The 24,611-nt window shown below is 57.8% G+C and carries 23 protein-coding genes and 1 riboswitch; of the genes, 12 read left to right on the top strand and 11 right to left on the bottom strand.

The genetic code is table 11. From position 1 onward, the window contains the following. Positions 1 to 4: 4 nt before the first annotated feature. Positions 5 to 1,513: a lipopolysaccharide biosynthesis protein gene (locus tag ACIQJ2_RS11400; RefSeq protein ID WP_400675628.1), complete on the bottom strand. Its 1,509-nt coding sequence runs from the start codon at positions 1,511 to 1,513 to the stop codon at positions 5 to 7. 83 nt (positions 1,514 to 1,596) lie between these two features. Between ACIQJ2_RS11400 and ACIQJ2_RS11405 the strand changes: the two genes are divergently transcribed. Next, on the top strand, positions 1,597 to 2,544 hold the full coding sequence (locus ACIQJ2_RS11405; RefSeq protein WP_400675629.1) for an ATP-grasp fold amidoligase family protein: 948 nt from the start codon (positions 1,597 to 1,599) through the stop codon (positions 2,542 to 2,544). A gap of 59 nt (positions 2,545 to 2,603) precedes the next feature. Next, positions 2,604 to 3,092: a heme-degrading domain-containing protein gene (locus tag ACIQJ2_RS11410; protein WP_400675631.1), complete on the top strand. Its 489-nt coding sequence runs from the start codon at positions 2,604 to 2,606 to the stop codon at positions 3,090 to 3,092. 43 nt (positions 3,093 to 3,135) lie between these two features. Here ACIQJ2_RS11410 and ACIQJ2_RS11415 read toward each other — a convergent pair whose 3' ends face one another. Then, entirely contained in the window at positions 3,136 to 4,392 is a 1,257-nt protein-coding gene (locus tag ACIQJ2_RS11415; RefSeq protein WP_400675633.1) for an AGE family epimerase/isomerase, read from the bottom strand. Positions 4,393 to 4,655: 263 nt separating this feature from the next. Between ACIQJ2_RS11415 and metH the strand changes: the two genes are divergently transcribed. Then, positions 4,656 to 8,432: a methionine synthase gene (metH, locus tag ACIQJ2_RS11420; protein WP_400675635.1), complete on the top strand. Its 3,777-nt coding sequence runs from the start codon at positions 4,656 to 4,658 to the stop codon at positions 8,430 to 8,432. Positions 8,433 to 8,553: 121 nt separating this feature from the next. On the opposite strand, the gene ACIQJ2_RS11425 is transcribed toward metH, so the two are convergent. Beyond that, positions 8,554 to 9,318 carry a GntR family transcriptional regulator gene (locus tag ACIQJ2_RS11425; protein WP_199145398.1) on the bottom strand — a complete coding sequence of 255 codons (765 nt, stop codon included), beginning with the start codon at positions 9,316 to 9,318 and terminating at the stop codon, positions 8,554 to 8,556. Beyond that, on the bottom strand, positions 9,315 to 10,199 hold the full coding sequence (locus tag ACIQJ2_RS11430) for a BadF/BadG/BcrA/BcrD ATPase family protein (RefSeq protein ID WP_199145397.1): 885 nt from the start codon (positions 10,197 to 10,199) through the stop codon (positions 9,315 to 9,317). Before ACIQJ2_RS11430 ends, ACIQJ2_RS11425 begins: the two co-directional genes overlap by 4 nt. Positions 10,200 to 10,743: 544 nt before the next feature. On the opposite strand from ACIQJ2_RS11430, the gene ACIQJ2_RS11435 reads away from it, so the two are divergent. The 5 genes from ACIQJ2_RS11435 to ACIQJ2_RS11455 all read left to right on the top strand — a co-directional run bounded on the left by ACIQJ2_RS11435 (position 10,744) and on the right by ACIQJ2_RS11455 (position 16,089). Continuing rightward, the gene (locus ACIQJ2_RS11435) at positions 10,744 to 12,003 is read left to right on the top strand and encodes an ABC transporter substrate-binding protein (protein ID WP_199145395.1); all 1,260 of its coding nucleotides are present in this window, start codon (positions 10,744 to 10,746) and stop codon (positions 12,001 to 12,003) included. A 202-nt stretch (positions 12,004 to 12,205) separates the two neighbouring features. Further along, entirely contained in the window at positions 12,206 to 13,159 is a 954-nt protein-coding gene (locus ACIQJ2_RS11440; RefSeq protein WP_400675638.1) for a carbohydrate ABC transporter permease, read from the top strand. Between the two features lie 12 nt (positions 13,160 to 13,171). Further along, a complete protein-coding gene (locus tag ACIQJ2_RS11445; protein WP_199145391.1) occupies positions 13,172 to 14,011 on the top strand; it encodes a carbohydrate ABC transporter permease in 840 nt (279 codons plus the stop codon). A gap of 2 nt (positions 14,012 to 14,013) precedes the next feature. Beyond that, on the top strand, positions 14,014 to 15,072 hold the full coding sequence (locus ACIQJ2_RS11450; RefSeq protein WP_400675728.1) for a Gfo/Idh/MocA family protein: 1,059 nt from the start codon (positions 14,014 to 14,016) through the stop codon (positions 15,070 to 15,072). 12 nt (positions 15,073 to 15,084) lie between these two features. Further along, positions 15,085 to 16,089: an ABC transporter ATP-binding protein gene (locus ACIQJ2_RS11455; RefSeq protein WP_400675640.1), complete on the top strand. Its 1,005-nt coding sequence runs from the start codon at positions 15,085 to 15,087 to the stop codon at positions 16,087 to 16,089. A 66-nt stretch (positions 16,090 to 16,155) separates the two neighbouring features. Here ACIQJ2_RS11455 and ACIQJ2_RS11460 read toward each other — a convergent pair whose 3' ends face one another. Continuing rightward, positions 16,156 to 16,767 carry a TetR/AcrR family transcriptional regulator gene (locus ACIQJ2_RS11460; protein WP_400675642.1) on the bottom strand — a complete coding sequence of 204 codons (612 nt, stop codon included), beginning with the start codon at positions 16,765 to 16,767 and terminating at the stop codon, positions 16,156 to 16,158. Positions 16,768 to 16,887: 120 nt separating this feature from the next. Here ACIQJ2_RS11460 and ACIQJ2_RS11465 point away from each other — a divergent pair, with 120 nt between their 5' ends. The 4 genes from ACIQJ2_RS11465 to phnF all read left to right on the top strand — a co-directional run bounded on the left by ACIQJ2_RS11465 (position 16,888) and on the right by phnF (position 19,339). After that, positions 16,888 to 17,313 carry a tautomerase family protein gene (locus ACIQJ2_RS11465; protein WP_199145373.1) on the top strand — a complete coding sequence of 142 codons (426 nt, stop codon included), beginning with the start codon at positions 16,888 to 16,890 and terminating at the stop codon, positions 17,311 to 17,313. An 80-nt stretch (positions 17,314 to 17,393) separates the two neighbouring features. Next, the gene (locus tag ACIQJ2_RS11470) at positions 17,394 to 17,789 is read left to right on the top strand and encodes a VOC family protein (RefSeq protein ID WP_400675644.1); all 396 of its coding nucleotides are present in this window, start codon (positions 17,394 to 17,396) and stop codon (positions 17,787 to 17,789) included. A gap of 133 nt (positions 17,790 to 17,922) precedes the next feature. Beyond that, positions 17,923 to 18,609, top strand: a complete 687-nt coding sequence (locus ACIQJ2_RS11475; RefSeq protein WP_400675645.1) for a class I SAM-dependent methyltransferase — start codon at positions 17,923 to 17,925, stop codon at positions 18,607 to 18,609. A 1-nt stretch (position 18,610) separates the two neighbouring features. Beyond that, the gene (gene phnF, locus ACIQJ2_RS11480; RefSeq protein ID WP_400675647.1) at positions 18,611 to 19,339 is read left to right on the top strand and encodes a phosphonate metabolism transcriptional regulator PhnF; all 729 of its coding nucleotides are present in this window, start codon (positions 18,611 to 18,613) and stop codon (positions 19,337 to 19,339) included. 5 nt (positions 19,340 to 19,344) lie between these two features. Here the strand turns inward: phnF and ACIQJ2_RS11485 are convergent, their stop codons facing one another. The 6 genes from ACIQJ2_RS11485 to ACIQJ2_RS11510 form a co-directional block, all read right to left on the bottom strand. After that, on the bottom strand, positions 19,345 to 19,695 hold the full coding sequence (locus tag ACIQJ2_RS11485) for a VOC family protein (protein WP_199145366.1): 351 nt from the start codon (positions 19,693 to 19,695) through the stop codon (positions 19,345 to 19,347). A gap of 154 nt (positions 19,696 to 19,849) precedes the next feature. Further along, entirely contained in the window at positions 19,850 to 20,326 is a 477-nt protein-coding gene (locus ACIQJ2_RS11490) for a 6,7-dimethyl-8-ribityllumazine synthase (protein WP_199145364.1), read from the bottom strand. 90 nt (positions 20,327 to 20,416) lie between these two features. Then, a riboswitch (FMN riboswitch) is annotated at positions 20,417 to 20,563 on the bottom strand. 105 nt (positions 20,564 to 20,668) lie between these two features. Next, on the bottom strand, positions 20,669 to 21,730 hold the full coding sequence (locus tag ACIQJ2_RS11495) for an ABC transporter ATP-binding protein (protein ID WP_199145362.1): 1,062 nt from the start codon (positions 21,728 to 21,730) through the stop codon (positions 20,669 to 20,671). Positions 21,731 to 21,741: 11 nt separating this feature from the next. Next, positions 21,742 to 22,530: an ABC transporter permease gene (locus ACIQJ2_RS11500; RefSeq protein ID WP_199145360.1), complete on the bottom strand. Its 789-nt coding sequence runs from the start codon at positions 22,528 to 22,530 to the stop codon at positions 21,742 to 21,744. Further along, entirely contained in the window at positions 22,527 to 23,417 is an 891-nt protein-coding gene (locus tag ACIQJ2_RS11505) for an ABC transporter permease (protein ID WP_400675650.1), read from the bottom strand. Before ACIQJ2_RS11505 ends, ACIQJ2_RS11500 begins: the two co-directional genes overlap by 4 nt. A 72-nt stretch (positions 23,418 to 23,489) precedes the next feature. Then, positions 23,490 to 24,593 (bottom strand): ABC transporter substrate-binding protein, encoded by a 1,104-nt coding sequence (locus ACIQJ2_RS11510; RefSeq protein WP_400675652.1) that lies wholly within the window; start codon positions 24,591 to 24,593, stop codon positions 23,490 to 23,492. Positions 24,594 to 24,611: the final 18 nt, after the last annotated feature.

Genomic DNA, 24,611 nt, shown 5'->3' on the forward strand with positions numbered 1-24,611 from the left:
GACCTTACCGTGGTGCCAGAAAAGTCAAGAGCTTGTCAGCGACGGGACGAGATGTGCCGGGCAACTTGCTGCCGATCGTATCGATCAGGATCTTTACGTCTTCCTGTGTGATCAAGCGTAGGAAGCGGATCGCAAGCATGTAGACGACAGCTCCTGCTGGAATCGCAGTCGCAAGCGCGGCCGCTCCGTCGAAACTGTATATGCCGATCCCGGCTGCCGCCGCGCAAAAGAGTGCGGCCATCACCGTTCTTGCCAGCGCTGTCACCGGAACGGAGACCCCGACATATTTCCAGGCGGTCCAGCCGAGCAGAGCAAAAGTCAATGTCACGATTGTCGCTCGAGCAATGGCAGCGCCCTGCAGCCCGATCAGCGGCACCAGGGCCGTCAGCAACACTATCATCATTATGCCGCTTGTGATCTGCACACGTAGCAAAAGAATACTGTGCCCAGATGCGCCTATGACACCCCAAGGAATGACCGATAATCCGGCCAGCCAGACGAATGCGAGCAAAGTCGCGGAAGCCGGGATCGCGGGGTCAAAAGCTTCGCCGAAAATGAGTGGCATCAGATCGGGCATAATTGCGGCGCCGCCGAAGCTGATCGGCAACATTACGAGAGCGACGATGCGAATAACGCGGCTATATGCAGCGTCCAGCATCCGTCGATCGTTTTTCGCATGAGCCTCGGTAAAGCTGACGATCAAGGCGGGCGATATCTGCAGCATGACCTGTTCGATCAAGCCGGCGAGACCGAGGGCGGCCGCGAAGTAGCCAATGCTGTTCGATGAGAGAAAGAGACCGAGAAATAGAAACTCTATGCGCGACAGCACCAGGATTTCGATGAGATCGCTCAACCAAATGTGGCGGCCGTAGCGCCGCATTTCTGGAGTCAGAACTTCGTGTGAAAGCTCTACGCCCCGGTCGATGTACTCCCGCAATTGCAACGCCTGCGGTAGGTAACGGGCAACATATCCAATCAAGGCGCCCGTCGGGCCAAGTAGCCATGCGCCGGCAAAAACCAAGGGAATTTGCAGGATACCGCCAAGAGCTGTGGTTCTTGCTGTTTGACCGAATCTATTTCGCCCACGGGCGACAGCGGTTGAAAATACATGGAATGCGTAGCTTAGAAACAGCAGTCCGGTGATGATCCAGAGCCAGGCGTGGTGCGCGCCGCGTTGAACATAGACGATTGCGGCAAAGGCCAGTATGGCAACGCCTACCATCCCGACTGAAATCAGGAAGCTGCGGAACGCCGTCCGCACCAACGTTTTCCACGTTTCGCCATCGCCCGAGAGGCTCGCTGTATTGCGCAGCAACATCTGGGGTAATCCCATATCCGCCAAGGCTGCAGCAGAGGTTGCGATCCACAACGCATAAGCGACTTTGCCTGATCCAGCCGGCCCGAGTAGGCGAGCGGCGATGACGCTGCTGGCAAAGCCGGCGACCAGCGAAATCAAAGTTGCCGCCAGGCTGATCAGCGAACTCTTAAGGAGATTGGACACGGGAGCACTCATGCTGTCTATCTTGAAGGCTGTCGCATAACCTTGTGTTAAAGGCCGGCTGGTAATTTTCACTTGCGTTCTAGTTGAAATTCAAGATGGCCGCCATGACAGATAGAACCGTCGATCGAGACGGGTTCCTCATTCCCGGGTATTTACAGAAGGGGTTGCGCGAGCGTGCGCACAATCTTCTATGGCGCCTCATGTCGCCACTGCCGGACAAGGCTTATTGTGCGTTGAAGTATCGCGTGATCCGCGGCAGATTTCCTAATCTGACCTCGCCTGAAACTCTCACGGAGAAGATTCAGGCCCGCAAGCTTTATGATCGAAATCCGCTTCTGCCACGTTTTGTGGATAAGGCGGATGCAAAGGAGCTAATCGCGGAAAGAGTAGGTCCCCAATACGTTGTTCCGACACTCTGGGTCGGCACCGATCTTGCCGATGTGGATTGGTCTGAGATTTCGTTGCCTGCCGTCGTTAAACCCACCCACGCCAGCGGGGTAGGGCTATTTCTCTACGGACAGGGCGACGTGGATCGGCTGCTTGCGAATAATCCTTCCGTCGAGTGGCTGGCGATCGACCATGCGTCCTACAACAGGGAATGGGCTTATAGGCATATCAAACCTCGGATTTTGATCGAAAGCATGTTGCTCGTCGAAGGGCGTGTTCCGTGGGATTATCGGCTCTTCACCTTCAATGGCAAGGTTTCGCATATTGAGATCGATATTCGCGAGAACGGTCGAGGCTATTCCTGCAATTATACGCCGGACTGGCAAAAACTACCGTTCTTTGATCGAGACTACCTCGGTCTCTATCCAGGCGATGTTGCGCGTCCTGCGCGCCTTGACGAAATGATTTCAGTCGCGGAAGCCGTTGCGCACGATATCGATTTTGTGCGTGTCGATTTCTACGCGTCTTCGGAATGGATTCGGATAGGAGAATTGACGTTCTACCCGGGCGGTGGCTTTGAAGTGCTTGAACCGGAAGAGCATGACCTCCTGCTTGGGCAGAAATGGCAACTCGATTTTGAAATACCAAAGAGATAGGTGGACAAATCATTCCCTCAGCGTTTGATAGGCCGATCTGCTTTTAGGGAAGGTTTTCTATGACGATCGATCAGGACCTCAGTCGTATTGCCTTGCAAGAGGAAATGCTGCGTTTCGACGCCTTTGACCTCTCGACAGCCTGGGTGCTTGGCAAGCTGTTGCGTGACCTTGCCAGCGAGCGCAATCTTGGTGTTGCCATCGACATCACGCTGCATTCCATGCCCGTCTTCTACATCGCGCTGCCGGGATCGACGCCCGACAATTCCAACTGGATACGTCGCAAGCGCAACATGGTGCTGCGTTACTTCCGTAGCAGCTATGCCAGTACGCTGCGGCTGCAGCAGCAGGGCAAGACGATCGAGGAAAACGGGCTTTCGAGCGCCGACTACGCGGCGTCCGGCGGCAGCTTCCCCATTTTCGTCAATGGTACGGGATGCATCGGAGCGGTCACGGTTTCAGGCCTGCCGCAGCGCGAAGACCACAATCTCGTTGTCGAGGCACTGGCTTTGACGCTTGGCCACGAACTTCACAATCTTAGTCTCACATAGCGAGGCGAGGCGGCGCCGCATCGAGCCGACGCCGCCATCAGTATCAGATCTTGCCGCCGGCTTCTGAAATGACCTTGGTCAAGCTGCCCGTTGCCGGGAAAAGGGGGATCAGGCAGGCTTGCAGGGCGTGATAAATATCACCCTTACCCGGGAATAGGGTATGGGCGGGTACGAGGTCTTCCGTCAGCTCTTCGTGCCAGCCGCCATTAGCGCGGTCTACGAAGGCCTGTCCGATCACGCTCCAAATTTTGCGATAGCTTTCCTCATGGAAATCGCTGGGAACATGTTCGTTCAGATAGTGAGCGGCGCCTGCGCCCTCGCAAGCGGGCCACCAAAGCTTGTTACGCTTTGCAGGCACGTCTTCCCAATCGAGCGTGTAAAAGAACCCGTTCTTCTCGCCGTCCCAACCCAGCGACATTGACTGGGAGAAAAGTCCCTTGGCCGCCTCGGGCATCCAGTCGTGCCGCTTCTCACCCAACGACCAAAGCTGGAGGATAAGGCGTGCCCATTCCAGCCAATGCCCCGGCGTCGTGCCCGACGGGCGGAACATCTCGTTGCCTCGGTAATTCTTATCCAGCACCCAATCGGTATCGAAATGTTCGGCCACACGCCAGCCGACCGATCCCGCCGACCGCCTGATGACGAGATCGGCGATGCTTTCAGCCTTATCGAGATACGATCTGTCGCCTGTTGCTTCGAAAGCCGCCATCAGGGCTTCCGTCAAATGCATGTTGGAGTTCTGGCCGCGATAGGTGCCTCCGTCGATCAGCGACCAATCCCGATTGAACTCCTCGGCAATCGCTCCGTGTTTTTCTTCCCAGAATTTTGTATTCAGAATTTCCGTGACATCGGCGAGCATGCCGTCCGCCAGCGGATGACCGATTGTCTTCGCGGAAGAGGCGGCGAGCAGCACGAACGCATGGCCATAGCCCTGCTTGCTGGAATCGACGGGGCCATCATTATTCAAAGACCAGAAGTAACCGCCGTGTTTCGGGTCACGATGATGCTTCCATAGATAGTTCATGCCGTGATCGACGATCTCATTTGCGCCGGGACGGCCGAGCAGCGAGCCGATCGAGAAGCAGTGAACCATGCGAGCGGTCGAATGGATGCCACGCACCGGATTAACCGCATCCAGCGGTTTGCCGGCATCGTCCATATCATAGAAGCCGCCTTTGGGGTTGACGGCACGATACTGGAAGAAATCGAAGAGCGCGTTTGCCTGGTCGAGCAGCCAGCGCCGGTGATAGTCGCGTGTCGTCCAGTTTCCGAGCGCTGCCGGTTCAACCTGTATGTTCATGCCGTCCTCCTTGGATTCTCTTCCGCAAGCCCTATAGCGCTGCCCGAAAGTGCTGTCATGAGATAATAGATGAACTGTGTCGCTGTCTCCCCATTGTCTATAGGAGAGCGGTAAATCGCTTTATTCGTATTTTTCGCAAATGAGGTAGTCTATAGAAGCAGCGAGCTTGCGCTGAGCGTAGCAAGAGCATAGATATATTGACATAAAGATATCTTTATGTGATCTGATTGCGGAGTCGTAATCAGGCCCGAGGAATTGACCCAATGTTAGACGATCTTTTTGGTTCCGAGACGACGAAGCGCGATGGCAGCGAAATATTCGAGGCCCTGCGAAAGGCTGCGAGTGAACGCATCCTTGTGCTGGACGGCGCCATGGGGACGCAAATCCAGGGGCTTGGCTTCGACGAGGATCAGTTTCGCGGCCACCGTTTCATCGGCTGTGCTTGCCACCAGAAGGGAAATAACGACCTCCTTATTCTGACGCAGCCCGACGCGATCGAAGAGATTCATTATCGCTACGCAAAGGCCGGTGCCGACATCCTGGAAACCAACACCTTCTCGTCCACCAGCATCGCGCAGGCGGACTACAAGATGGAGGGTGCGGTCTACGATCTCAACAAAGAGGGAGCAGAGATCGTCCGCCGTGCCGCGATCCGCGCAGAGCGCGAGGACGGCAAGCGCCGCTTCGTGGCCGGCGCCATCGGCCCGACAAATCGTACCGCGTCTATTTCTCCCGATGTCAACAATCCCGGCTATCGTGCAGTCAGCTTTGACGATTTGCGACTGGCCTATGGCGAGCAGATCGACGGCCTGATCGATGGTGGCGCCGACATCATCCTGATCGAGACGATTTTCGATACTTTGAACGCCAAGGCGGCGATCTTCGCTTGCGAGGAACGATTCGAGGCCAAGGGCATTCATCTGCCGGTCATGATTTCAGGCACGATCACGGATCTTTCCGGCCGCACGCTGTCGGGCCAGACGCCGTCGGCGTTCTGGAATTCCGTACGCCACGCCAGCCCCTTCACTGTCGGCCTCAATTGCGCTCTTGGTGCAAACGCCATGCTGCCGCATCTGCAGGAGCTTTCGGCGGCTTCAGATACGTTCATCTGCGCTTATCCCAATGCCGGTCTGCCGAACGAGTTCGGTCAGTATGACGAGACGCCGGAAATGATGGCGGCTCAGGTGGAGGAATTTGCGCGCGAAGGCCTCGTGAATATCGTGGGCGGCTGCTGTGGCTCTACGCCGGAGCATATTGCTGCAATCGCCAAGGCGGTTTCGAAATATCCGCCACGCAAGCCGGCCGAGCACCGTCCGTTCATGTCGCTTTCCGGTCTCGAACCGTTCGAGCTCACCAAGGACATTCCGTTCGTCAACGTCGGCGAGCGCACGAACGTCACGGGTTCCGCGAAATTCCGCAAGCTGATCACCAACGCCGATTATACGGCCGCGCTTGCCGTTGCCCGCGATCAGGTGGAGAACGGCGCACAGATCATCGACATCAACATGGACGAAGGCCTGATCGATTCCGAGAAGGCAATGGTCGAGTTCTTGAACTTGATCGCCGCTGAGCCGGACATCGCCCGTGTCCCCGTCATGATCGACAGCTCGAAATTCTCGATCATCGAGGCCGGCCTGAAATGTGTGCAGGGTAAGCCGATCGTCAATTCGATCTCGCTGAAGGAAGGCGAGGAGAATTTCCTCAAACAGGCCCGGCTGATGCGCATGTATGGCGCTGCGGTCGTCGTCATGGCGTTCGATGAGACGGGTCAGGCTGACAGCTATGAGCGTAAGGTCGAGATTTGCTCGCGCGCCTATAAGCTGCTGACGGAAACGGCAGGCTTGCGGCCGGAAGATATCATCTTCGATCCGAACATCTTCGCGGTGGCCACAGGTATCGAAGAGCACAATAACTACGGTGTCGACTTCATCGAAGCGACGCGAACGATTCGTAAAACCATGCCTCTGGTTCACATTTCCGGCGGCGTGTCGAACTTGTCGTTCTCTTTCCGTGGGAATGAACCAGTCCGCGAGGCGATGCATGCGGTATTCCTCTACCATGCCATTCAGGCTGGTATGGATATGGGCATCGTCAATGCCGGCCAGCTCGCGGTCTATGACAATATCGACCCGGAATTGCGGGAAGCGTGCGAGGATGTCGTCCTCAACCGCCGCCCTGACGGCACCGAAAGGCTGCTTGAAATTGCCGAGCGATTCCGCGGAACTGGCAGCAAGGAGATCAAAACACAGGATCTCTCGTGGCGCGAATGGCCCGTTGCAAAGCGTCTGGAACATGCGCTGGTCAACGGCATCACGGATTACATCGAAGCCGACACCGAAGAGGCGCGTCAGACGGTTGAACGTCCCTTGCATGTCATCGAAGGCCCGCTGATGGCCGGCATGAACGTGGTCGGCGATCTTTTCGGCGCGGGCAAGATGTTCCTGCCGCAGGTGGTGAAGTCCGCCCGCGTGATGAAGCAGGCCGTTGCCGTGCTGCTACCGTACATGGAGGCGGAGAAGCTTGCCAATGGCGGCAGCGGCGAACGCCAGGCTGCCGGCAAGGTGTTGATGGCCACCGTCAAGGGCGACGTGCATGACATCGGCAAGAATATCGTCGGCGTCGTGCTTGCCTGCAACAATTACGAGATCATCGATCTTGGCGTGATGGTGCCGACAACGAAGATTCTCGAGACTGCAATCGCTGAGAAGGTCGATATTATCGGTCTCTCGGGGCTGATCACGCCTTCTCTGGATGAGATGGTGCATGTTGCGTCGGAGATGGAGCGGCAGGGCTTTGACATTCCGTTGCTGATCGGTGGTGCGACCACCAGCCGTGTGCATACGGCGGTGAAGATCCATCCGCGTTATGAAAAAGGGCAGGCGGTTTACGTTACCGACGCCAGCCGTGCCGTTGGCGTCGTTTCCGCGCTGCTTTCGCCTGACGCCAAGCATGGTTATGTCGACACCATCAGGACGGAATATGCCAAGGTTGCGGCCGCCCATGCACGGAGCGAGGCGGAAAAAGTACGCCTGCCGATTGCTCGGGCTCGCGAGAATGCCGAGAAGGTCGACTGGACGAACTACAAGCCCGTCAAGCCGCAGTTCTTCGGGACGAAAGTGTTCGAGAATTACGATTTGGCGGAGCTTGCCAAGTATATCGATTGGACGCCGTTCTTCCAGACATGGGAATTGAAGGGCCGTTTCCCGGCAATTCTCGAAGACGAGAAGCAGGGCGAGGCGGCACGACAGCTCTATAGCGATGCTCAGGCGATGCTGGAAAAGATCATCGCTGAGAACTGGTTCCGTCCGCGCGCCGTTATCGGCTTCTGGCCGGCGGGTGCTGTTGGCGATGATATCAGGCTGTTCACGGATGAGAGCCGTTCCCGCGAGCTCGCAACTTTTTACACGCTTCGCCAACAGCTATCGAAGCGCGATGGTCGGCCGAATGTCGCTCTTTCGGACTTCGTCGCACCGGTTTCGAGCGGCGTTGAAGACTATGTCGGCGGCTTCGTCGTGACGGCTGGCATTGAGGAAGTCGCTATTGCCGAGCGTTTTGAGCGGGCCAATGACGACTACTCGTCGATCCTGGTGAAGGCACTTGCCGATCGCTTTGCTGAAGCTTTCGCCGAACGGATGCACGAGCGGGTCCGGCGAGAATTCTGGGGCTATGCCAAGGATGAGAATTTCTCCAGTGAGGAACTTGTTCTGGAGTCGTATGCCGGCATCCGTCCGGCGCCAGGCTATCCTGCGCAGCCTGATCATACCGAGAAGGATACACTCTTCCGTCTGCTGGATGCCGAAGCGGCAGCCGGCGTGACGCTGACGGAAAGCTATGCGATGTGGCCAGGCTCGTCTGTGTCGGGCATCTATATCGCGCATCCCGACTCCTATTATTTCGGAGTCGCCAAGGTGGAGCGCGATCAGGTTGAGGACTACGCGACCCGCAAGGGCATGCCCATCGTGGAAGTCGAGCGTTGGCTGGGACCGGTTCTGAATTACGTGCCGGCGAGTGACGATTTGAAAGTCGACGACGCGGCTTGATCGCGGGCAGATTCAAAGGCTTGCGATCGCTCGTTTAGAAACTGATTCCACATGTAAACGCCGCCCCGACTGTTCCAGTCGGGGCGGCGTTTTTTTGATTCCAGCGTTTTCGAGCTTTGATTCAGTTTGCGCCTATCGTCAGCTCCGCGACGAAATCATAGGCGTCGCCGCGATAGAGCGAACGGGTGAACTCGACCGCGCGTCCCGAGCCGAGATAGGAAATGCGTTCGATCGAAAGACCGGCAGCGCCTACCGGAACGCCGAGGAGGCCCGCGTCCGCTTCCTTCATGTTGGTCGCCGATATGCGCTGCACTGCGCGCACCGGACGGACATGCTGCTTCTCCAGCTCGGCATAGAGCGACGTCGTTACGACAGATGGATCCGGCAGGAATTCGCCGGAGACGCTGGCATGCTCGATCGCCAGCGGCTGATCGTCGGCGATGCGCAGACGGCTCAACCGCGACACTTTGGTGTCGGCAGCTAAACCGAGAATCATCATCTCGTCGGGGGATGGCGTATGGATGCCTTTATGCAGCCATTCCGAACGAGCTGTCATTCCGCGCCGCGCCATGTCCTCCGTGAACGAGGTGAGCTGAGACAGGCGTTGCTCCACCTTGGAAACCGGCTTGGCGACGAAAGTGCCTGATCCGTGCCGGCGCACCAAAATCCCCTCGGCGACGAGATCGTCAATCGCCTTGCGGACGGTGACACGACTGACGGCGGCGAATTCGGCGATGTCGCGCTCGGGAGGGAGCGCGTCGCCATGCTTCAGCCTTCCTACCTTCACTGCATCCTCAAGGGTGCGCCGCAGCTTGACATAGAGCGGGCCGGTACCGCCGCCCAACAAGCGCTCCGGCGAGAAGATGGCACTCAAATCCTCCGTCATCCCCGGTTTCCTTCTCCATCCCGCAGCAGTTTTACAGCCAGTTCCACCGCCCCACGCAGCACGTCACCCTTAGGCTCCGCGAGAAGCGCCTTATGGCGCTCATCAAGCCAGGGGCGATAGGCTTGTGCAAGGCCACCAAGAAGGCAGATCGAAGGGCACTCAGGCCAAAGCAACGCATCCAGGCTTTCCGTTATGGCCGCTGCTGCCGTCTTGACGATGCCCATGGCGACGACATCGTTCATCGCGGCATATTCGAAGATGATCGGAGAATAGCGAGCGAAGTCCTTTGGTTTGGATGCATGGGCAAACTCGACGACCCGCTCCGGATCGTTTCCGAATTCGGCCATGACAACCTTCGTCAGAGGTGAGGTCGCTGTGACCCCGTCATAGGCGAGAACGGACCGTTCTAGCAGATCGCGGCCAAGGCGGGCGCCGCTTGCCTGATCGCCAATGACGAAACCCCAGCCGCCAATGCCCCATATCTTGCCGTCACGGCGCGCATTGTAGACGGAACCGGTGCCGAAGGCGCCGATGATGCCATCGGCGTCACCAAGCGCGCCTTGAAGCGCGATCGTTGCATCGGTGACCACACGAGAATTGCCGAAAGGAAGCGCGCTTTCCAAACGCTTTCCATAGTTGCCGACATTGGCGCCGGCGGTACCGATAACGGCCGGCAGCTCGCCGGCAAGTTTCGGATCGAGGCCTGCGTTTGCTAGGGCCTGGTGGGCCGACTCGACGATGTTGATCAGAGCGTTTTCCAGATCGGAGAGGATGTTTGCGGCGCCGGACTTGCCGGTACCGAGAATTTTACCCGTCGAATCTATCACGGCCGCCCGGCAGTTCGTTCCGCCGCCGTCGATGCCAATTGCAAACTGTCCCATCATGCCTCCGGATGCCGCCTTGTTCCCCGCTTTTTTATACAATACCAAAAAAATACCATTTACCAATAGGCAAAACAGCCATTTCTGCTATTCTTTATCTATTTGAAATAATTATAAAAAATTTTTTTATCGGCTATTTTAGTGGCTGAGCGTTAAAATCGGCTGGACAATTGGTATTTTTTTGGCCTTAATTCACCCCAAGGGAACAGTGCGAATTGACATCGGTAAAGTCGGCATGACAACAACGGCCGGTAGGTGAGGCGGAAAGCGCGCACCTCGTCGTTGTCCAAGGTCGCACGGATCAGGAGGATCCGCATCTCGTCGTTCGTCGCGCAACTCCCGTATGGTTCTTGCAGGTCTCCGCTTTCGGCGGCGGGCAGCAATTGATCGGGTTGATTGGGCTGTAGCCTTTGAAGCCTTTTTGCATGAGGGGTCGGCAACGTTGGCGGTCCCTATGGGGCGCTGACCGCCTCTTTGGGCTGGCCAGCGGATTTTCGGATCGAGAACAGCGCCTTATTACAGGCGCGGAAAACAGGAGAGGGAAATGAAAACCAATGTTCTGAAAGGCTTGCTTCTTGCATCGAGCCTGCTGTCGTCAGTCAGTCTTGTGCATGCGGCCGACGTGACGCTGACGGTTGAAAGCTGGCGTAACGATGACCTGCAGATCTGGCAGGAAAAGATCATTCCGGCTTTCGAAGCGAAGAACCCCGGCATCAAGATCGTGTTTTCGCCGACGGCTCCGACCGAATACAATGCATCGCTGAACGCCAAGCTCGATGCCGGTTCCGCAGGTGACATCATCACCTGCCGCCCGTTCGACGCCTCGCTTGATCTCTTCAACAAGAAGCGCCTTGCTGACCTCACGAGCCTGCCGGGCATCGAGAACTTCTCGGCCGTTGCCAAGGCCGCTTGGTCCACCGACGACGGCAAGTCGACCTTCTGCGTGCCGATGGCCTCGGTCATTCATGGTTTCATCTACAACAAGGACGCCTTCGACAAGCTCGGCCTCAAGGTTCCGGCAACGCGTGACGAGTTCTTTGCCCTTCTCGATAAGATCAAGGCTGACGGCACCTACATCCCGATGGCTATGGGCACGAAGGATCTCTGGGAAGCCGCAACCATGGGCTACCAGAACATCGGCCCGAACTACTGGAAGGGCGAAGAGGGCCGCGCAGCTCTGATTTCGGGCAAGGAAAAGCTGACGGACGCTGCGTGGGTCGATCCCTACAAGGAACTCGCCAAGTGGAAGCCCTATCTCGGTGATGGTTTCGAAGCTCAGAGCTACTCCGACAGCCAGAACCTCTTCACGCTCGGCAAGGCTGCAATCTATCCGGCTGGCTCCTGGGAAATCGGCTTGTTCAACACGCAGGCTCAGTTCAAGATGGGTGCCTTCCCGCCACCGGTCGCAAAGGCTGGGGACACCGGTTACATCTCCGACCATCCGGATATTGGCGTTGGTCTGAATGCGAAGGGCGCGCATCCGGAAGAAGCCAAGAAGTTCCTGAGCTGGGTCGCTTCTGATGAATTCGCCAACATCTACGCCAACGCGCTGCCGGGCTTCTTCAGCCTGAACTCGCATCCGGTAAAGATGAGCGATCCGCTCGCTCAGGAATTCGTTTCCTGGCGTAACGATCACAAGCCGACCGTTCGTTCCACGTACCAGATCCTGTCGCGCGGCACGCCGAACCTGGAAAACGAAACCTGGACCGAATCCGCAAACGTGATCAACGGCACGGATACGCCGGAGCAGGCTGGCGCGAAGCTCCAGAAGGGTCTCGACAGCTGGTACAAGCCGGCCAAGTGATCATCGCGTAATATGGGCGAGGGGCCTTATGGCTCCTCGCCTTTTTTACCTTATGATGGATCATCGGATCGATGTTCCGTCCCATTGCATTGCGACACGCCCGACGTCGTTTCTATCCGGCCGCAGAACCGGGGCAACGGGTGGATTTGAACCTTAGTGCTGTCGTCTCAATCGCGCAGCCAACAAGAACAGGCAGAAAGCCATGAGCGACGCTGCGACATTCGATACCGTTGAGGTTAAGCCGATCCGGCGCCCCAAGCGTTGGCACATCCTCGTTTTCCTTTTTCCGGCCTTCGTCGTCTATACGGCGGTCATGATTCTGCCGCTGATCGAGACCTTGCGGCTGTCGCTTTACAACGTCGTCGACAATCAACCCGTCTTCGTCGGCCTGAACAACTTCAAGGTGCTGTTCGGCGATGAACGTTGGTCGCATGATTTCTGGAATGCGCTACGCAACAACCTGATCTTCTTCGTCATTCATATGTGCGTCCAGAATCCGATCGGTGTCGCACTGGCAGCGCTTCTGTCTCTGCCGAAGCTGCGCTTCGTCGCATTCTATCGAACCGCGATTTTTCTGCCGACTTTGCTTTCCTTCGTTGTCGTCGGCTTCATCTGGAAACTGATCCTGTCGCCCCTGTGGGGCGTGGCACCGGAGTTGCTGAGCGTAATCGGCCTGAAGTCGCTCTTCGCGCCCTGGCTCGGGAAGCCGAGCACGGCGTTGATCGCCGTCGCGCTGATTTCCGTCTGGCAATATGTCGGCATCCCGATGATGCTGATCTATGCAGCCCTGCTCAACATTCCCGAAGAGGTCATCGAAGCCGCCGAATGTGACGGAATCACCGGCTGGAGCCAGTTCTGGAAGATCAAGCTGCCGTTGATATTGCCGGCCATCGGCATCATCTCGATCCTGACTTTCGTCGGCAATTTCAACGCGTTCGACCTTGTCTACACCGTACAGGGCGCGTTGGCTGGGCCGGATGGCTCCACCGATATTCTCGGTACGCTTCTCTATCGCGTCTTCTTCGGCTTCCAGCTGCAGTTGGGCGACCGCTCGATGGGCGCGACGATTGCGACGGTGATGTTCCTGATCATCCTCGCTGGCGTTTCATTCTATCTTTTCATCGTGCAGCGACGCATCCGTCGCTACCAGTTCTGAGGAGAGGCGACCATGTCCAAGGCCCGCACTTCCCCTATCCGCACCGGTTTCGTGCATCTGGCGCTCATCGCCTATACGCTGGTTGCCATCTTTCCGGTGTTCCTGACGGTTATCAACTCCTTCAAGGATCGCGCATCGATCTTCCGTGCGCCCTTGAGCATTCCAACGCCATCGTCCTTCAGTATGATCGGTTATGACACCGTTCTAAAGCAGGGGGATTTTCTCACCTACTTCCAGAACAGCTTCATCGTGACGATCGTCTCGATCATCTTCACCCTGCTGTTCGGCGCCATGGCTGCCTTCGCACTGTCGGAATATCGGTTCCGCGGCAATACGGTGACAGGTCTCTATATGGCGATCGGCATCATGATCCCGATCCGGCTGGGTACGGTGGCCATCCTGCAAGGCATGGTCGCGGCCGGCCTCGTCAACACGCTTACGGCGCTGATCCTCGTCTATACTGCGCAGGGTCTGCCGCTGGCGATCTTCATTCTCTCCGAATTCATGCGGACCGTGTCCGGTGACCTGAAGAATGCCGGCCGTATCGATGGTCTTAGCGAATATGCCATTTTCTTCCGTCTGGTCCTGCCGCTGGTTCGTCCGGCAATGGCCACCGTTGCCGTCTTCACCATGATCCCGATCTGGAACGACCTCTGGTTCCCGCTGATCCTGGCGCCGAGCGAAGCAACGAAGACCGTGACGCTCGGTTCGCAGATCTTCATCGGCCAGTTTGTCACCAACTGGAACGCGGTGCTGGCGGCGCTGACGCTCGCCATCCTACCGATCCTCGTCCTCTACGTTATCTTTTCGCGTCAACTCATTCGCGGCATTACTTCCGGAGCAGTCAAGTGAGCATATCAGACAAGCCTATCCGCGTTCTCGTTGCCGGCCTTGGCAACATGGGCCGCAGCCATGCGCTCGCTTATCACAACAATCCGGGTTTTGAGATCGTGGGCCTCGTCAATCGATCCAAGCGGGAGCTTCCCGAGGAGTTGCAGGGATATACGCTCTACTCGGATTTCGAGGCAGCTTTGAACGAGCTGAAACCGGACGCCTGCTCGATCAATACCTATTCCGACAGCCATGCCGATTTTGCGGTGAAGGCGTTCGAAGCGGGTTGTCATGTCTTCGTCGAAAAGCCGCTGGCAACGACGGTCGAAGATGCGGAGCGCGTCGTCGCCGCTGCAAAGAAGGCGGGCAAGAAGCTGGTTATCGGCTATATCCTGCGCCACCATCCCTCCTGGATGCGGCTGATTGCCGAAGCGCGCAAACTCGGCGGTCCCTATGTCTTTCGCATGAACCTCAATCAGCAGTCGAGCGGCCCGACCTGGGAGACGCACAAGGCGATATTGCGCACAATGTCGCCGATCGTCGATTGCGGCGTGCATTATGTCGACGTCATGTGCCAGATCACCGACGCCAAGCCGGTCGAGGTGCGCGGCATGGGTCTTCGGCTGTCGAATGACGTGAAGACGGACATGTATAATTATGGCCATCTGCAGGTGATCTTCGAGGACGGCTCTGTCGGTTGGTACGAAGCCGGCTGGGGTCCGATGATTTCGGAGACGGCTTTCTTCGTGAAGGACGTGATGTCGCCGAACGGTTCGGTCTCGATCGCCATGGATCAGAACGCCAAATCCGACGACATCGACATGCACACGAAAACCTCGGTCATCAGGCTGCATAGCGCGGAGACGGGGCCGAACGGACAGTTCATCCGGCCCGATCAGGACCTGCACATGGATGGCGAACCAGGCCACCAGGAGCTTTGCAATTTCGAGCAGGCCTTCTTGCTGAACGCCATTCGGGAAAACATCGATCTTAATCGTCATATGGACGATGCCGTTCAATCGCTGCGCATCTGCCTCGCCGCCGACGAGAGCGTGCGCACCGGCAAGCCCGTTTATTTGTAAGGATAAGAGTCTGTGGGATCGCTTCTACTGAAATCCATTCGCAAGGCCTACGGTTCGCACGACGTGCTGAAGGGCATCGATCTCGAAGTGAAGGATGGCGAATTCGTTATCTTCGTCGGCCCGTCGGGCTGCGGCAAGTCGACGCTGCTGCGCAGTATCGCCGGTCTGGAGGACGTAACCTCCGGTGCCGTGCTGATCAACGGCGAGGACGTGACCGTGACGCCACCCGCCAAGCGCGGCATTTCGATGGTGTTCCAGTCCTATGCGCTCTATCCGCACCTGACGGTCAAGGACAATATGGGCCTCGGCCTCAAGCAGGCCGGCACTGCAAAGGCCGAGATCGAAAGCCGTGTTGCCAAGGCGTCCGGCATGCTGTCGCTCGAACCCTATCTGGCTCGTCGGCCGGCTGAACTTTCCGGCGGTCAGCGCCAGCGTGTCGCCATCGGCCGCGCCATCGTGCGCGAACCGGAACTCTTCCTTTTCGATGAGCCGCTGTCGAACCTCGATGCGGCCCTGCGCGTGCAGACCCGCCTGGAAATTGCCCGCCTGCATCGCAGCCTGAAGGCGACGATGATCTACGTGACACACGATCAGGTCGAGGCGATGACGCTGGCCGACAAGATCGTCGTGCTCAATGCAGGCGCTATCGAGCAGATCGGCTCGCCGATGGAACTCTACAATCGCCCGGCAAACACCTTCGTTGCCGGCTTCATCGGCTCGCCGCAGATGAACCTCATTCCGGCCGAGCGGCTCGGCCAAAGCGGTGCCAAGACGGTCGGCATCCGTCCGGAGCATATTACGCTGTCTCGCGATCAAGGCACATGGGCGGCCAAAGTCATCCATGTCGAGCATCTCGGCGCCGATACGATCATCTATCTCGAATCGGAGACAACCGGTCTACTGACCGTGCGTCTTTTCGGCGAACACCAGTATGCGCCTGACGACGCGGTCTTTGTGACGCCTGACCCGAACCACATGCATCGCTTCGATGCGAATGACAAAGCGATTCGCGCTTAGATCATTGCGGTGACAAAGGCGAGGCGAGAGCTTGCCTTTGTCCTTCACGCGCGAGATTCGAGCTAACTACTCATCGCGAGTATTTGACAGGCCGCCTGATATCAGCGCGGCCTGCTCGATGATCTCGGCGATGCGCGCCGAGAGAACGGGATCGGAAACGGCACGGGCAAGCGTCACGCCACCGCTCAACAAGGACAGCAGAACGATCGCTCTGTCTTCCGGCGCCATTCCGTTCACGCCGGATCCGGTGCTTTCCGGCAGACCTGCCCCGACGTCCACGATAAGTTTTTTGAGCTCCTGCGTGTAGGCGTTCCGCGTTTCATCGTCTGCGCGCATGACGTCCGGAGAGAGGCTGGGCAGGGTGCAGCTCTCGCCGAGTTCGCAGGTGCGCTTGTAGCCAAGATAAAAGCTGGCGAAGCTTTTCAACCAGTCCTTCGGCTGCCTCTGGATGAACCCAGCAACTCCCTGACGAAGCTCTTCAAGGCCTTCCACCACTGCGGTGCGGAATGCCTCGCCCTTCGATTTGAAGTGCCCGTAAAAGGCGCCGTTGGTAACGCCGGCAGCCTTCGTCAGGGCATCGATCCCCGCACCGCCATATCCCTCTTGTCTGAAGACCTGTCCGGCCGCGGCGATGACCCGTGTCCGGGTCTCTTGCTTATGTTCGGCGCTATAGCGCATTGCGAACTCCATTGAGAGTGATCCCTCTCTATCGCTTGCATAGAGAGTGATCGGTGTGTATGCATAAAGAGCAAACGGTATATATCAACTGTTGCCACAGGTTCAACAAGGAGATGTCCCATGCCCATTACGCTTACCATACCCGAAGGATTGCTCTCGTCCGAGGCGCAGGCGCGTGCTTTCGCCGGCTTGACCGATGCAGTGCTCGATGTTGCCGGTCTGACCGGGAACGCTTTTATGACTGAAAATGTCATCGGCTCGATCAACGTGCTGCCGGCGAACCATGTGCTGGCCGCCGGAAAGCCCATCGCAGCTGCCTTTGTCGAACTCAAGCTGCCCGAAATTGCACTTGCGACCGAGGAAGCCAAGCGGGCCTTCATCGAGAAGGCAACCGATGTTGTCGAGCAGGCTGCGGAAGGCCAGATCAAGCGCGAGCATATCTGGTCGAATATCGTCTATGCGCCGGAGGGTGCATGGGGCATTGCAGGGCAGAGCTATAGCAATGCAGATCTGGTGGGTGCCATTCAGAATTCCGCATTGGCCTGATGGATACTCGCTGCCACGAGCGTGAAGCTCACTGGGTGAGCGTGAGCCACCCTTGGTAGCGTTAAAATGGGAGGCAAGACGTGCAACTCGCAAACTATCTGTTTTTCACAATCCATTGCGAGGAGGCGCTTGCCTTCTATACCGCTTGTGAACTCGGACGGGTCACCCTGCTGGTCCGTCACGGTACGGATGGAATACCCGTTGCCGATGAAGCGATGCGGGGCAGGGTGATGCATGCACGCTTCGAGGGGCCAGGCGTGTTATTCTTTGCGTCTGACAATCACGATGCCGAACCGATGCGCGGTTCCGCGCATATGCTTGTCATGGATGATCGCGCGAGCACCGACAGGATTTTCGCCCGATTGGCCGAGGGGGGAAGCGTGACGACGCTACTCGCCGTTCAGCCCTGGGGTAGCTACTACGGTAAACTGACGGATCGGTTTGGTGTGCAATGGATGCTGGACTGCGCGTGCTAGGAGAGCGGGATAGAGGACGCCCCGTTTAGCGAAGAGCGGTAATTGTAATAGTCCAGTCGTCCGGACGAATTCATAAGGTTGTCATGGAGCCGCGCTATCAAATCCCGGTTCACTCCAACAGCGAGCGCGTATCATGACAAATGCAGTATCCACTTACGCAACATGGCATGTCGAACCGCAGGGCGATATCGCGATGGCGGAATCGCATAGCCCCTATTGGCGGCATTTCATCGAGACCGTGCCGGAGCGGGATTTTTCGTCGAAGACAATCCTGGATTTCGGCTGCAATCGCGGCGGTTTCTTGCGGCTCCTCCATGCGATGCGGCCGTTCCGCCGGGGCGTCGGTATCGATATCGCTTCGGAGTCCGTCACCGCTGCCGTTGCGGCTGTCGGCAATATGCCGCTTCAGTTTCATGTCACGACGGACTTGACGCCGTTTGCCGACAGCTTCGATGTGGCATTCAGCTACGAGGTCGTCTATCTGCTGCCGGAGTTGAGACGGCATGCCGAAGAGATGTTCAGCGTGATGCGCAACGGCGGCGTCTACTACGCCGTCACCGGTTGCCACAACGAAATGCCTCTCTGGCCGAAATGGTTGGAACTCATCGGCAACAACAGCAACGCTCCGGTGCAGGACCGCTCTCCGCAGGACTATATCGAGGCGTTTACGGCGGCTGGTTTCGAGGTCTCCGTCAAGCGGTTTGGCTATGACGGTTTCGTGCGCGCGACGAAGGATCGGAAATATTATCCGAGCATTCTCGACGCGCTGAGCTATCCGGCAGAATATAAGCTTCTGTTTCGCCTCGAAAAGCGGGTTTGAGATGGAAGTTATCGATCGCAAGAGCGGCAGCGCCCTCTGGCATCAGATTGGTGAGATCCTGGCGGCTGATATTGCTGCCGGGGTTCTCTCCGCCGGCGAGAAATTGCCGACGGAGCCCGAGTTGATGCAGCGCTTCGGCGTCAGCCGTTTCACAGTGCGCCAGGCGCTGGGCCATCTGGAGCAGCGCGGGTTGGTTCGGGCCGAGCAAGGGCGGGGCACCTTCGTCCACAGGGGCGTGCTTGACTACACGTTGTCCAAACACACCCGCTTTCACAAGAACCTGATCGAGAAGGGCTTCGAGCCGGGTGGTGAATTGCTGATCCATGAAATCGTGCCGGCGACGGAGCGCGTAGCGGCTCAGCTGAGGCTCGAGTTGGGCCTACCGGTCATCCATCGCCGAGGCATCATGACGGCGGACGGCGTTCCGGTCGAGCTCGGGGATACTTATTATCCCTCGGAGCGCTTTCCCGATTTCGACAAGGCTCGATTGCTGCATCCGACGATATCAGCCGCGCTGGCGAGCTACGGCATCACCGATTACGAGCGGCTGTCCACCGAGATCGAAGCGCGTATGCCCTCCGCGGAGGAGGCGCGGTTGCTGAGGCAGCCGAAGTCTGTTCCGCTGCTTATCACACGCAAAGTCGATGTTGACACAGGCGGCGTACCGATTGCCTTTGCTGAATCGATGTGGTCAGCGGATCGTGTCATATTCAACGCTGAACTCAGATAACGGGTTCAGCGGTGTGAGAGGATGTTGACGATCTTCCCAAACGGGTCTCGGACATAGAAACGCCGAACGCCCCAAGGCTCGTCCGTCAGGTCATACAATATGCCGAAGCCCATCGATGTGGCGCGCTGATAGAGCGTATCGACATCATCGACTTCGATCGAGAGATCAGGGACGATCGTTCCCGAACCACCTTCGCTGGCGACGCTGATCTGCGGAACCGTTGCCGCTGCCGACGCGAAGGTGAGGATCCAGCCATGATCCATCACGACGTCAAGCCCGAGCAGCTCGTTGTAGAAAAGGCGAGCGCTGGCGGGATCGGCTGCCGGCAGGTTGGGGATGATGCGTAGAACTGTCACTATTTCCTCCCTTTGGAACGACCTTTATTTTACTGAAGCGCCGACGGTCCTTCTACCTGCTTCTCGCGATTTTGGGCTGAAGTTGCTGCGCATTTTTGCGCGACTCTCTTCAAGAGATGGAGGCGGGCTTGCGCCGCGCCTCCACCATGATGGCTTAGACCGTTACCGACGGCAGAAGCTTGGCGCGCTCTGCGAGGATATGGCGGCAGGCACTGGCAGCTTCGCGGCCCTTGATGATGAAATGTTCCTTGAAGAACTGGATATGCGCTTCCGACTCCTGGAAGTGATGCGGCGTCAGCACCGCGGAGAGTATCGGCACGCCCGTATCGAGCTGAACGCGCATCATTGCATCGAGAACCGTATTGGCAACGAATTCATGACGATAGATGCCACCGTCGACAACGAAAGCGGTGGCAACGATCGCCGAATAGCGGCCGTTACGGGCAAGCGTCTGCGCATGCAGGGGGATTTCCAGTGCGCCGGGCACATCGAAGATATCGATGGGAGACGCACCTTCCGCCGTCTGCCATTCGGCAACGAAGGAATCGACGCAACGGTCGACGACATCGGCGTGCCAGCGAGCCCGGATCAATGCGATACGGCTCGGTTGGCTGGAGATAGAGATAGTCATTAGTCTTGCCTTTCAAGGGTTGTTGTCAATTATCCCTTGGGCGAACACGCAAAATCACGACACCCCTCGCGCGGAGGAGGGTGTGACACTGCTTGCTCTCTTCCATCCGGACTATACCGTCGGCTCCGGCCTCTCACCGGATCTGCTGACCCTTCCGAAAACTTGGAAGGCGCTCGCGGGCTCGGGGAAAATCCCCATACCGCCGGTGGGGAATTGCACCCCGCCCTGAGAACGAGCGGACTATAAAAGCATTTCGGCAGGGAAATCAAAGAAAAACGCCGACCTTTTGAGCCGGCGTTCGCAATTATTTTTCCAAAGTTGCCCCGTCAGAGGGGCTGCCTCTCAATCCTGGATGACCAGCAGATCGGAGGAGGCGAAGCGCAACGTGACCCTCTCGCCGACGCTCGGAGGCAACATGCCCGGGCTGTTGAACATGTCGAAGGAAATCGTGTTGCCAGCGACGTTCATGCGGGTACGGATGACCGAACCCAGGAAGTGCGCCGATGAAACCTCGCCGGTGAGAGCCGTGTCGCCCTTGGCCGATTCCGCCAGCGAGCCAGCTTCCGGACGCAGGGCGAGCGATACGGTATCGCCCGGTTTGTAGGCCGTCACCGATTGCTTCAGCGTCACGCCCTGATCGCCGATCATGATGCGGTTGCTGTCGGGATCGATGACCTTGCCTTCGATGAGGTTCAGCGTGCCGACGAAGGAGGCCACGAAGCGGGTAGCAGGCGTGTTGTAGATTTCGAACGGCGTGCCGATCTGGTCTGCGCGGCCGCCGTTCATCACGACGATGCGGTCCGAGATCGACAGCGCCTCTTCCTGATCGTGAGTGACGAAGACAGTGGTGATGCCGAGCTGCTGCTGGATGGCGCGGATTTCCTCGCGCAGCGAGATGCGGATTTTGGCATCGAGCGCCGAGAGCGGCTCATCGAGCAGGAGGACCTGCGGCTTGACGGCGATGGCGCGGGCGAGCGCCACGCGCTGCTGCTGACCACCGGACATCTGATAGGGGTAGCGTGCGGCGAGATGATCTAGCTTGATGAGAGCAAGCATCTCCTTGACACGCTTGTCGATGTCAGGCTTCGACATGCCGGCGACCTTCAAGCCGAAGGCGACGTTGTCATGCACCGTCATGTTCGGGAAGAGGGCATATGCTTGGAACACCATGCCGATGTTGCGCTGGTTTGGCTTCAACGGTCGCTGATCCTTGCCGTTGATCATCAGCGTGCCGGCCGTCGGGGTTTCGAAGCCGGCGATCATCCGCAGCACGGTCGTTTTGCCGCAACCAGATGGCCCAAGGAAGGAAACGAATTCCCCCTTTTCGATCTTCATGTTGAAATCGTGGACGACCTGGATGTCGCCAAAGGACTTCTTGATGTGGGTGAGTTCGAGAAAAGCCATGGTGAGAAGCCTTACGCCTTAATCGGAGCGGATTTTGAGAAACGGGAAACGAGCTGCAACAGGCCCATGCTGAGCCAGGTAACGGCAAGTGCGATGATGGCCAGGGCGGAGGGCTCGTAGGCTCTGTTGGCGCCCATGAGCTGCATATAGGGCCCGAATGCCGGACGATTGAGCAGCGACGCCATGGTGAATTCGCCCATGACGATCGCGAGTGTGATGAACGCTCCGGAAAGCACACCGCTCATGACATTTGGAAAGATGCATTTGAACATGATGGTTGTCCATTTTGCACCAAGGCTTTCGGCAGCCTCCGTCAGCGTGCCGACATCGATGGTACGCATCGCCGTATCGACGGAACGATACATATAGGGCAGCGATAATACAATGTAGGAGCAGACGAGCAGGATGTTCGTCGTCGCATTATAGCCTGTTAGCGGCAGGATCGACGAAGAATTGTAAAGGCGCAGATAGCCGAAGACGATGACGATGGCAGGAATGACCAGCGGCATCAGGGTGATAAATTCCACGACAGGGCGAAGCTGCGGCAGTCGCAGCCGTACCCAATAAGCCGTAGGCACAACGAGCAGCATGCCGAAGATGATGGTCAGAAGCGCCATCAACATCGAGAAGCCAAAAGCCGTTATGAAGCCGAAATCCGAAAAGACGGAGGCGTAGGCGTCAAAGCTGTAGGCGTTGCGCCGCATGCGCAGCGAGAACTCCAGCGTACCGATGAGCGGCACCAGGAAGTAGATGAGGCCGATGGCAACGGCGACCCAGGCGAAGAATTTTTGCAGCTTCATTTCTGCCACCGTTCAGCGCGCATGCGCATCAAGATATAAATGACGTTCGAGATACCGGTGATGACGATCATGCCGAGCGCCAGCGCGTAGCCCAGATTGGCATTGTGCAGCACGTCGCCGCGGATCTGCGCATAGAGCACGATCGGGACGATATTCAGCGAGCTACCGGTAAGTGCAATTGCCGTCGCGATGGCGCCGAACGAATTGGCAAACAGGAGCAGCGTCGTGCCAAGCAGGCTCGGCCACAGGATCGGCAGGGCGACCATGCGCCAATATTGCCCATTGGTCGCGCCCAGAATTGAGGCCGCTTCGCGCCATTCCTTCTTCATGCCATCGAGAGCCGGCGTAATGATCAGCACCATCAGCGGGATCTGGAAATACATGTAGGTGATGGTCAGACCAAAAAAGCTCAGCAGGTTGAAGCCGGTGCCGTAGAGATTGAAGCCGAAATGAGCGAGCAATATCGTCACCAGACCCTGGCGGCCCAGCGTGGCGATGAACGAGAAGGCCAGTGGCACGCCGGCGAAATTGGATGCAACGCCTGAGAAGGTCAGGAACGCATGACGGACCCAGGTCGGGAGGCCGCCCAGAACGAGTGCCCAAGCGAGATAGAAGCCGATGATCGCACCGCCGAGCGCCGAAGCGACCGAGATCTTGATACTGATCAAATAGGCGCTCATGATCGTCGGCGTGAACAGATCGGCGATGTTCTTGAGCGTAAAGCTTCCGTCAGGCGTCAGAAAAGCGCCGGCGACCAGGTAGACCGTCGGGAAAATCAAAAACAGCAGCGCGAAGATCAGGAAGGGCGCAATGCCCATCCAGTCGACAACCACGCGCTTGTTGATCATCGGAGTGGAACTGACCGTTGATGTTGTGACGATGCTCATGATGGTCCAATCCGCGGCGCCGAGAAAATGGAAAACCTCCCCGCCGAAGCGGGGAGGCGATGTCCGGTACGATTACTGTACGTTCGAACCGACGACAGAATCCCACTTGGTGGTGATGGCGGCCTTGCCGGCATCCTGCTCGTCGAGCGTCGGGAATACAGCCTTTTCATAGGCGGCTGCCGGCGGCAGCTTGTCGAGAAGTTCCTGCGGGACCTTCTTGTTCTTTGCCAGGTCGTTGAAGCGGATCGGGTGGCAATAGCCCTTCAGCCAGCCAATCTGGCCTTCGTCGGAGTAGAGGAACTCCATCCACAGCTTGGCAGCGTTCGGGTGCGGAGCGTAGGCCGAGATCGCCTGGACGTAAACGCCGGCGATGACGCCCGAAGCCGGAACGGTGACGTCAACCGGCGGGTTGCCCTTCAGGCTGTCGCGCCAGGAGAGACCGTTGTAGTCCCATGCGACGACGATCGGGGTTGCACCCTGAGCCAGCGAAGCAGACTTGCCGATGACCGGAACGAAGTTGCCGGCCTTGTTGAGCTTGGCGAAGTAATCGAGGCCGGCAGCGCCGATCTTGGCGGCGTCCTTTTCGCCGGCTGCGAGGCCAGCGGCGTAGACGGCCTGAACGGCCTGGTTCGACGTGCGCGGATCACCTGCGAGCGAAACGGTGTTCGCGTATTCCGGCTTCAGGAGGTCGGCCCAGTCCTTCGGCTCGTTCTTCACAACGTCCTTGTTGATGACGAAGGAGAGAACGCCGTAATAGTCGCCGTACCAGTAGCCTTCGGCATCCTTGGCGCTGTCCGGAATGGAATCCCAGGTGGAAACCTTGTACGGCTGCAGCAGGCCTTCCTTCTTGGCGGTCGGGCCGAAGGAGAGGCCGACGTCGATAACGTCAGGAGCCTGCGGGCCGGTGTTGCCCTTGTTGGCGCGGATAGCTTCGACTTCATCGCCCGAACCGGCATCCGGGTTCAGTTCGTTGACTTCGATACCATACTTCGCCTTGAACGCAGCGATCAGGTCACCATAACCGCACCAGTTGTGGGGCAGGGCGATGGTGGTTAGCGTGCCTTCCTTCTTGGCGGCAGCGATGAGGTCGGCGCTCGGTTCTGCGGCGGCGATTGCGCTCGAAGCGACGAGCATCGCGGTCGAGATGGTCAGAAGACGGTGAATTTTCGAGATCACTGCATTTCCTCCTTTTGG

Source organism: Rhizobium sp. NPDC092011 (genome assembly GCF_044756305.1).
Taxonomy (GTDB): domain Bacteria; phylum Pseudomonadota; class Alphaproteobacteria; order Rhizobiales; family Rhizobiaceae; genus Rhizobium.

Coding starts and splice junctions, on each gene's coding strand:
- ACIQJ2_RS11505 (WP_400675650.1), bottom strand. CDS start 23,417: ATGAGCATCGTCACAACATCAACGGTCAGTTCCACTCCGATGATCAAC.
- ACIQJ2_RS11405 (WP_400675629.1), top strand. CDS start 1,597: ATGGCCGCCATGACAGATAGAACCGTCGATCGAGACGGGTTCCTCATT.
- ACIQJ2_RS11430 (WP_199145397.1), bottom strand. CDS start 10,199: ATGGGACAGTTTGCAATTGGCATCGACGGCGGCGGAACGAACTGCCGG.
- ACIQJ2_RS11400 (WP_400675628.1), bottom strand. CDS start 1,513: ATGAGTGCTCCCGTGTCCAATCTCCTTAAGAGTTCGCTGATCAGCCTG.
- phnF (WP_400675647.1), top strand. CDS start 18,611: ATGGAAGTTATCGATCGCAAGAGCGGCAGCGCCCTCTGGCATCAGATT.
- metH (WP_400675635.1), top strand. CDS start 4,656: ATGTTAGACGATCTTTTTGGTTCCGAGACGACGAAGCGCGATGGCAGC.
- ACIQJ2_RS11475 (WP_400675645.1), top strand. CDS start 17,923: ATGACAAATGCAGTATCCACTTACGCAACATGGCATGTCGAACCGCAG.
- ACIQJ2_RS11440 (WP_400675638.1), top strand. CDS start 12,206: ATGAGCGACGCTGCGACATTCGATACCGTTGAGGTTAAGCCGATCCGG.
- ACIQJ2_RS11495 (WP_199145362.1), bottom strand. CDS start 21,730: ATGGCTTTTCTCGAACTCACCCACATCAAGAAGTCCTTTGGCGACATC.
- ACIQJ2_RS11490 (WP_199145364.1), bottom strand. CDS start 20,326: ATGACTATCTCTATCTCCAGCCAACCGAGCCGTATCGCATTGATCCGG.
- ACIQJ2_RS11465 (WP_199145373.1), top strand. CDS start 16,888: ATGCCCATTACGCTTACCATACCCGAAGGATTGCTCTCGTCCGAGGCG.
- ACIQJ2_RS11445 (WP_199145391.1), top strand. CDS start 13,172: ATGTCCAAGGCCCGCACTTCCCCTATCCGCACCGGTTTCGTGCATCTG.
- ACIQJ2_RS11425 (WP_199145398.1), bottom strand. CDS start 9,318: ATGACGGAGGATTTGAGTGCCATCTTCTCGCCGGAGCGCTTGTTGGGC.
- ACIQJ2_RS11410 (WP_400675631.1), top strand. CDS start 2,604: ATGACGATCGATCAGGACCTCAGTCGTATTGCCTTGCAAGAGGAAATG.
- ACIQJ2_RS11435 (WP_199145395.1), top strand. CDS start 10,744: ATGAAAACCAATGTTCTGAAAGGCTTGCTTCTTGCATCGAGCCTGCTG.
- ACIQJ2_RS11460 (WP_400675642.1), bottom strand. CDS start 16,767: ATGCGCTATAGCGCCGAACATAAGCAAGAGACCCGGACACGGGTCATC.
- ACIQJ2_RS11415 (WP_400675633.1), bottom strand. CDS start 4,392: ATGAACATACAGGTTGAACCGGCAGCGCTCGGAAACTGGACGACACGC.
- ACIQJ2_RS11500 (WP_199145360.1), bottom strand. CDS start 22,530: ATGAAGCTGCAAAAATTCTTCGCCTGGGTCGCCGTTGCCATCGGCCTC.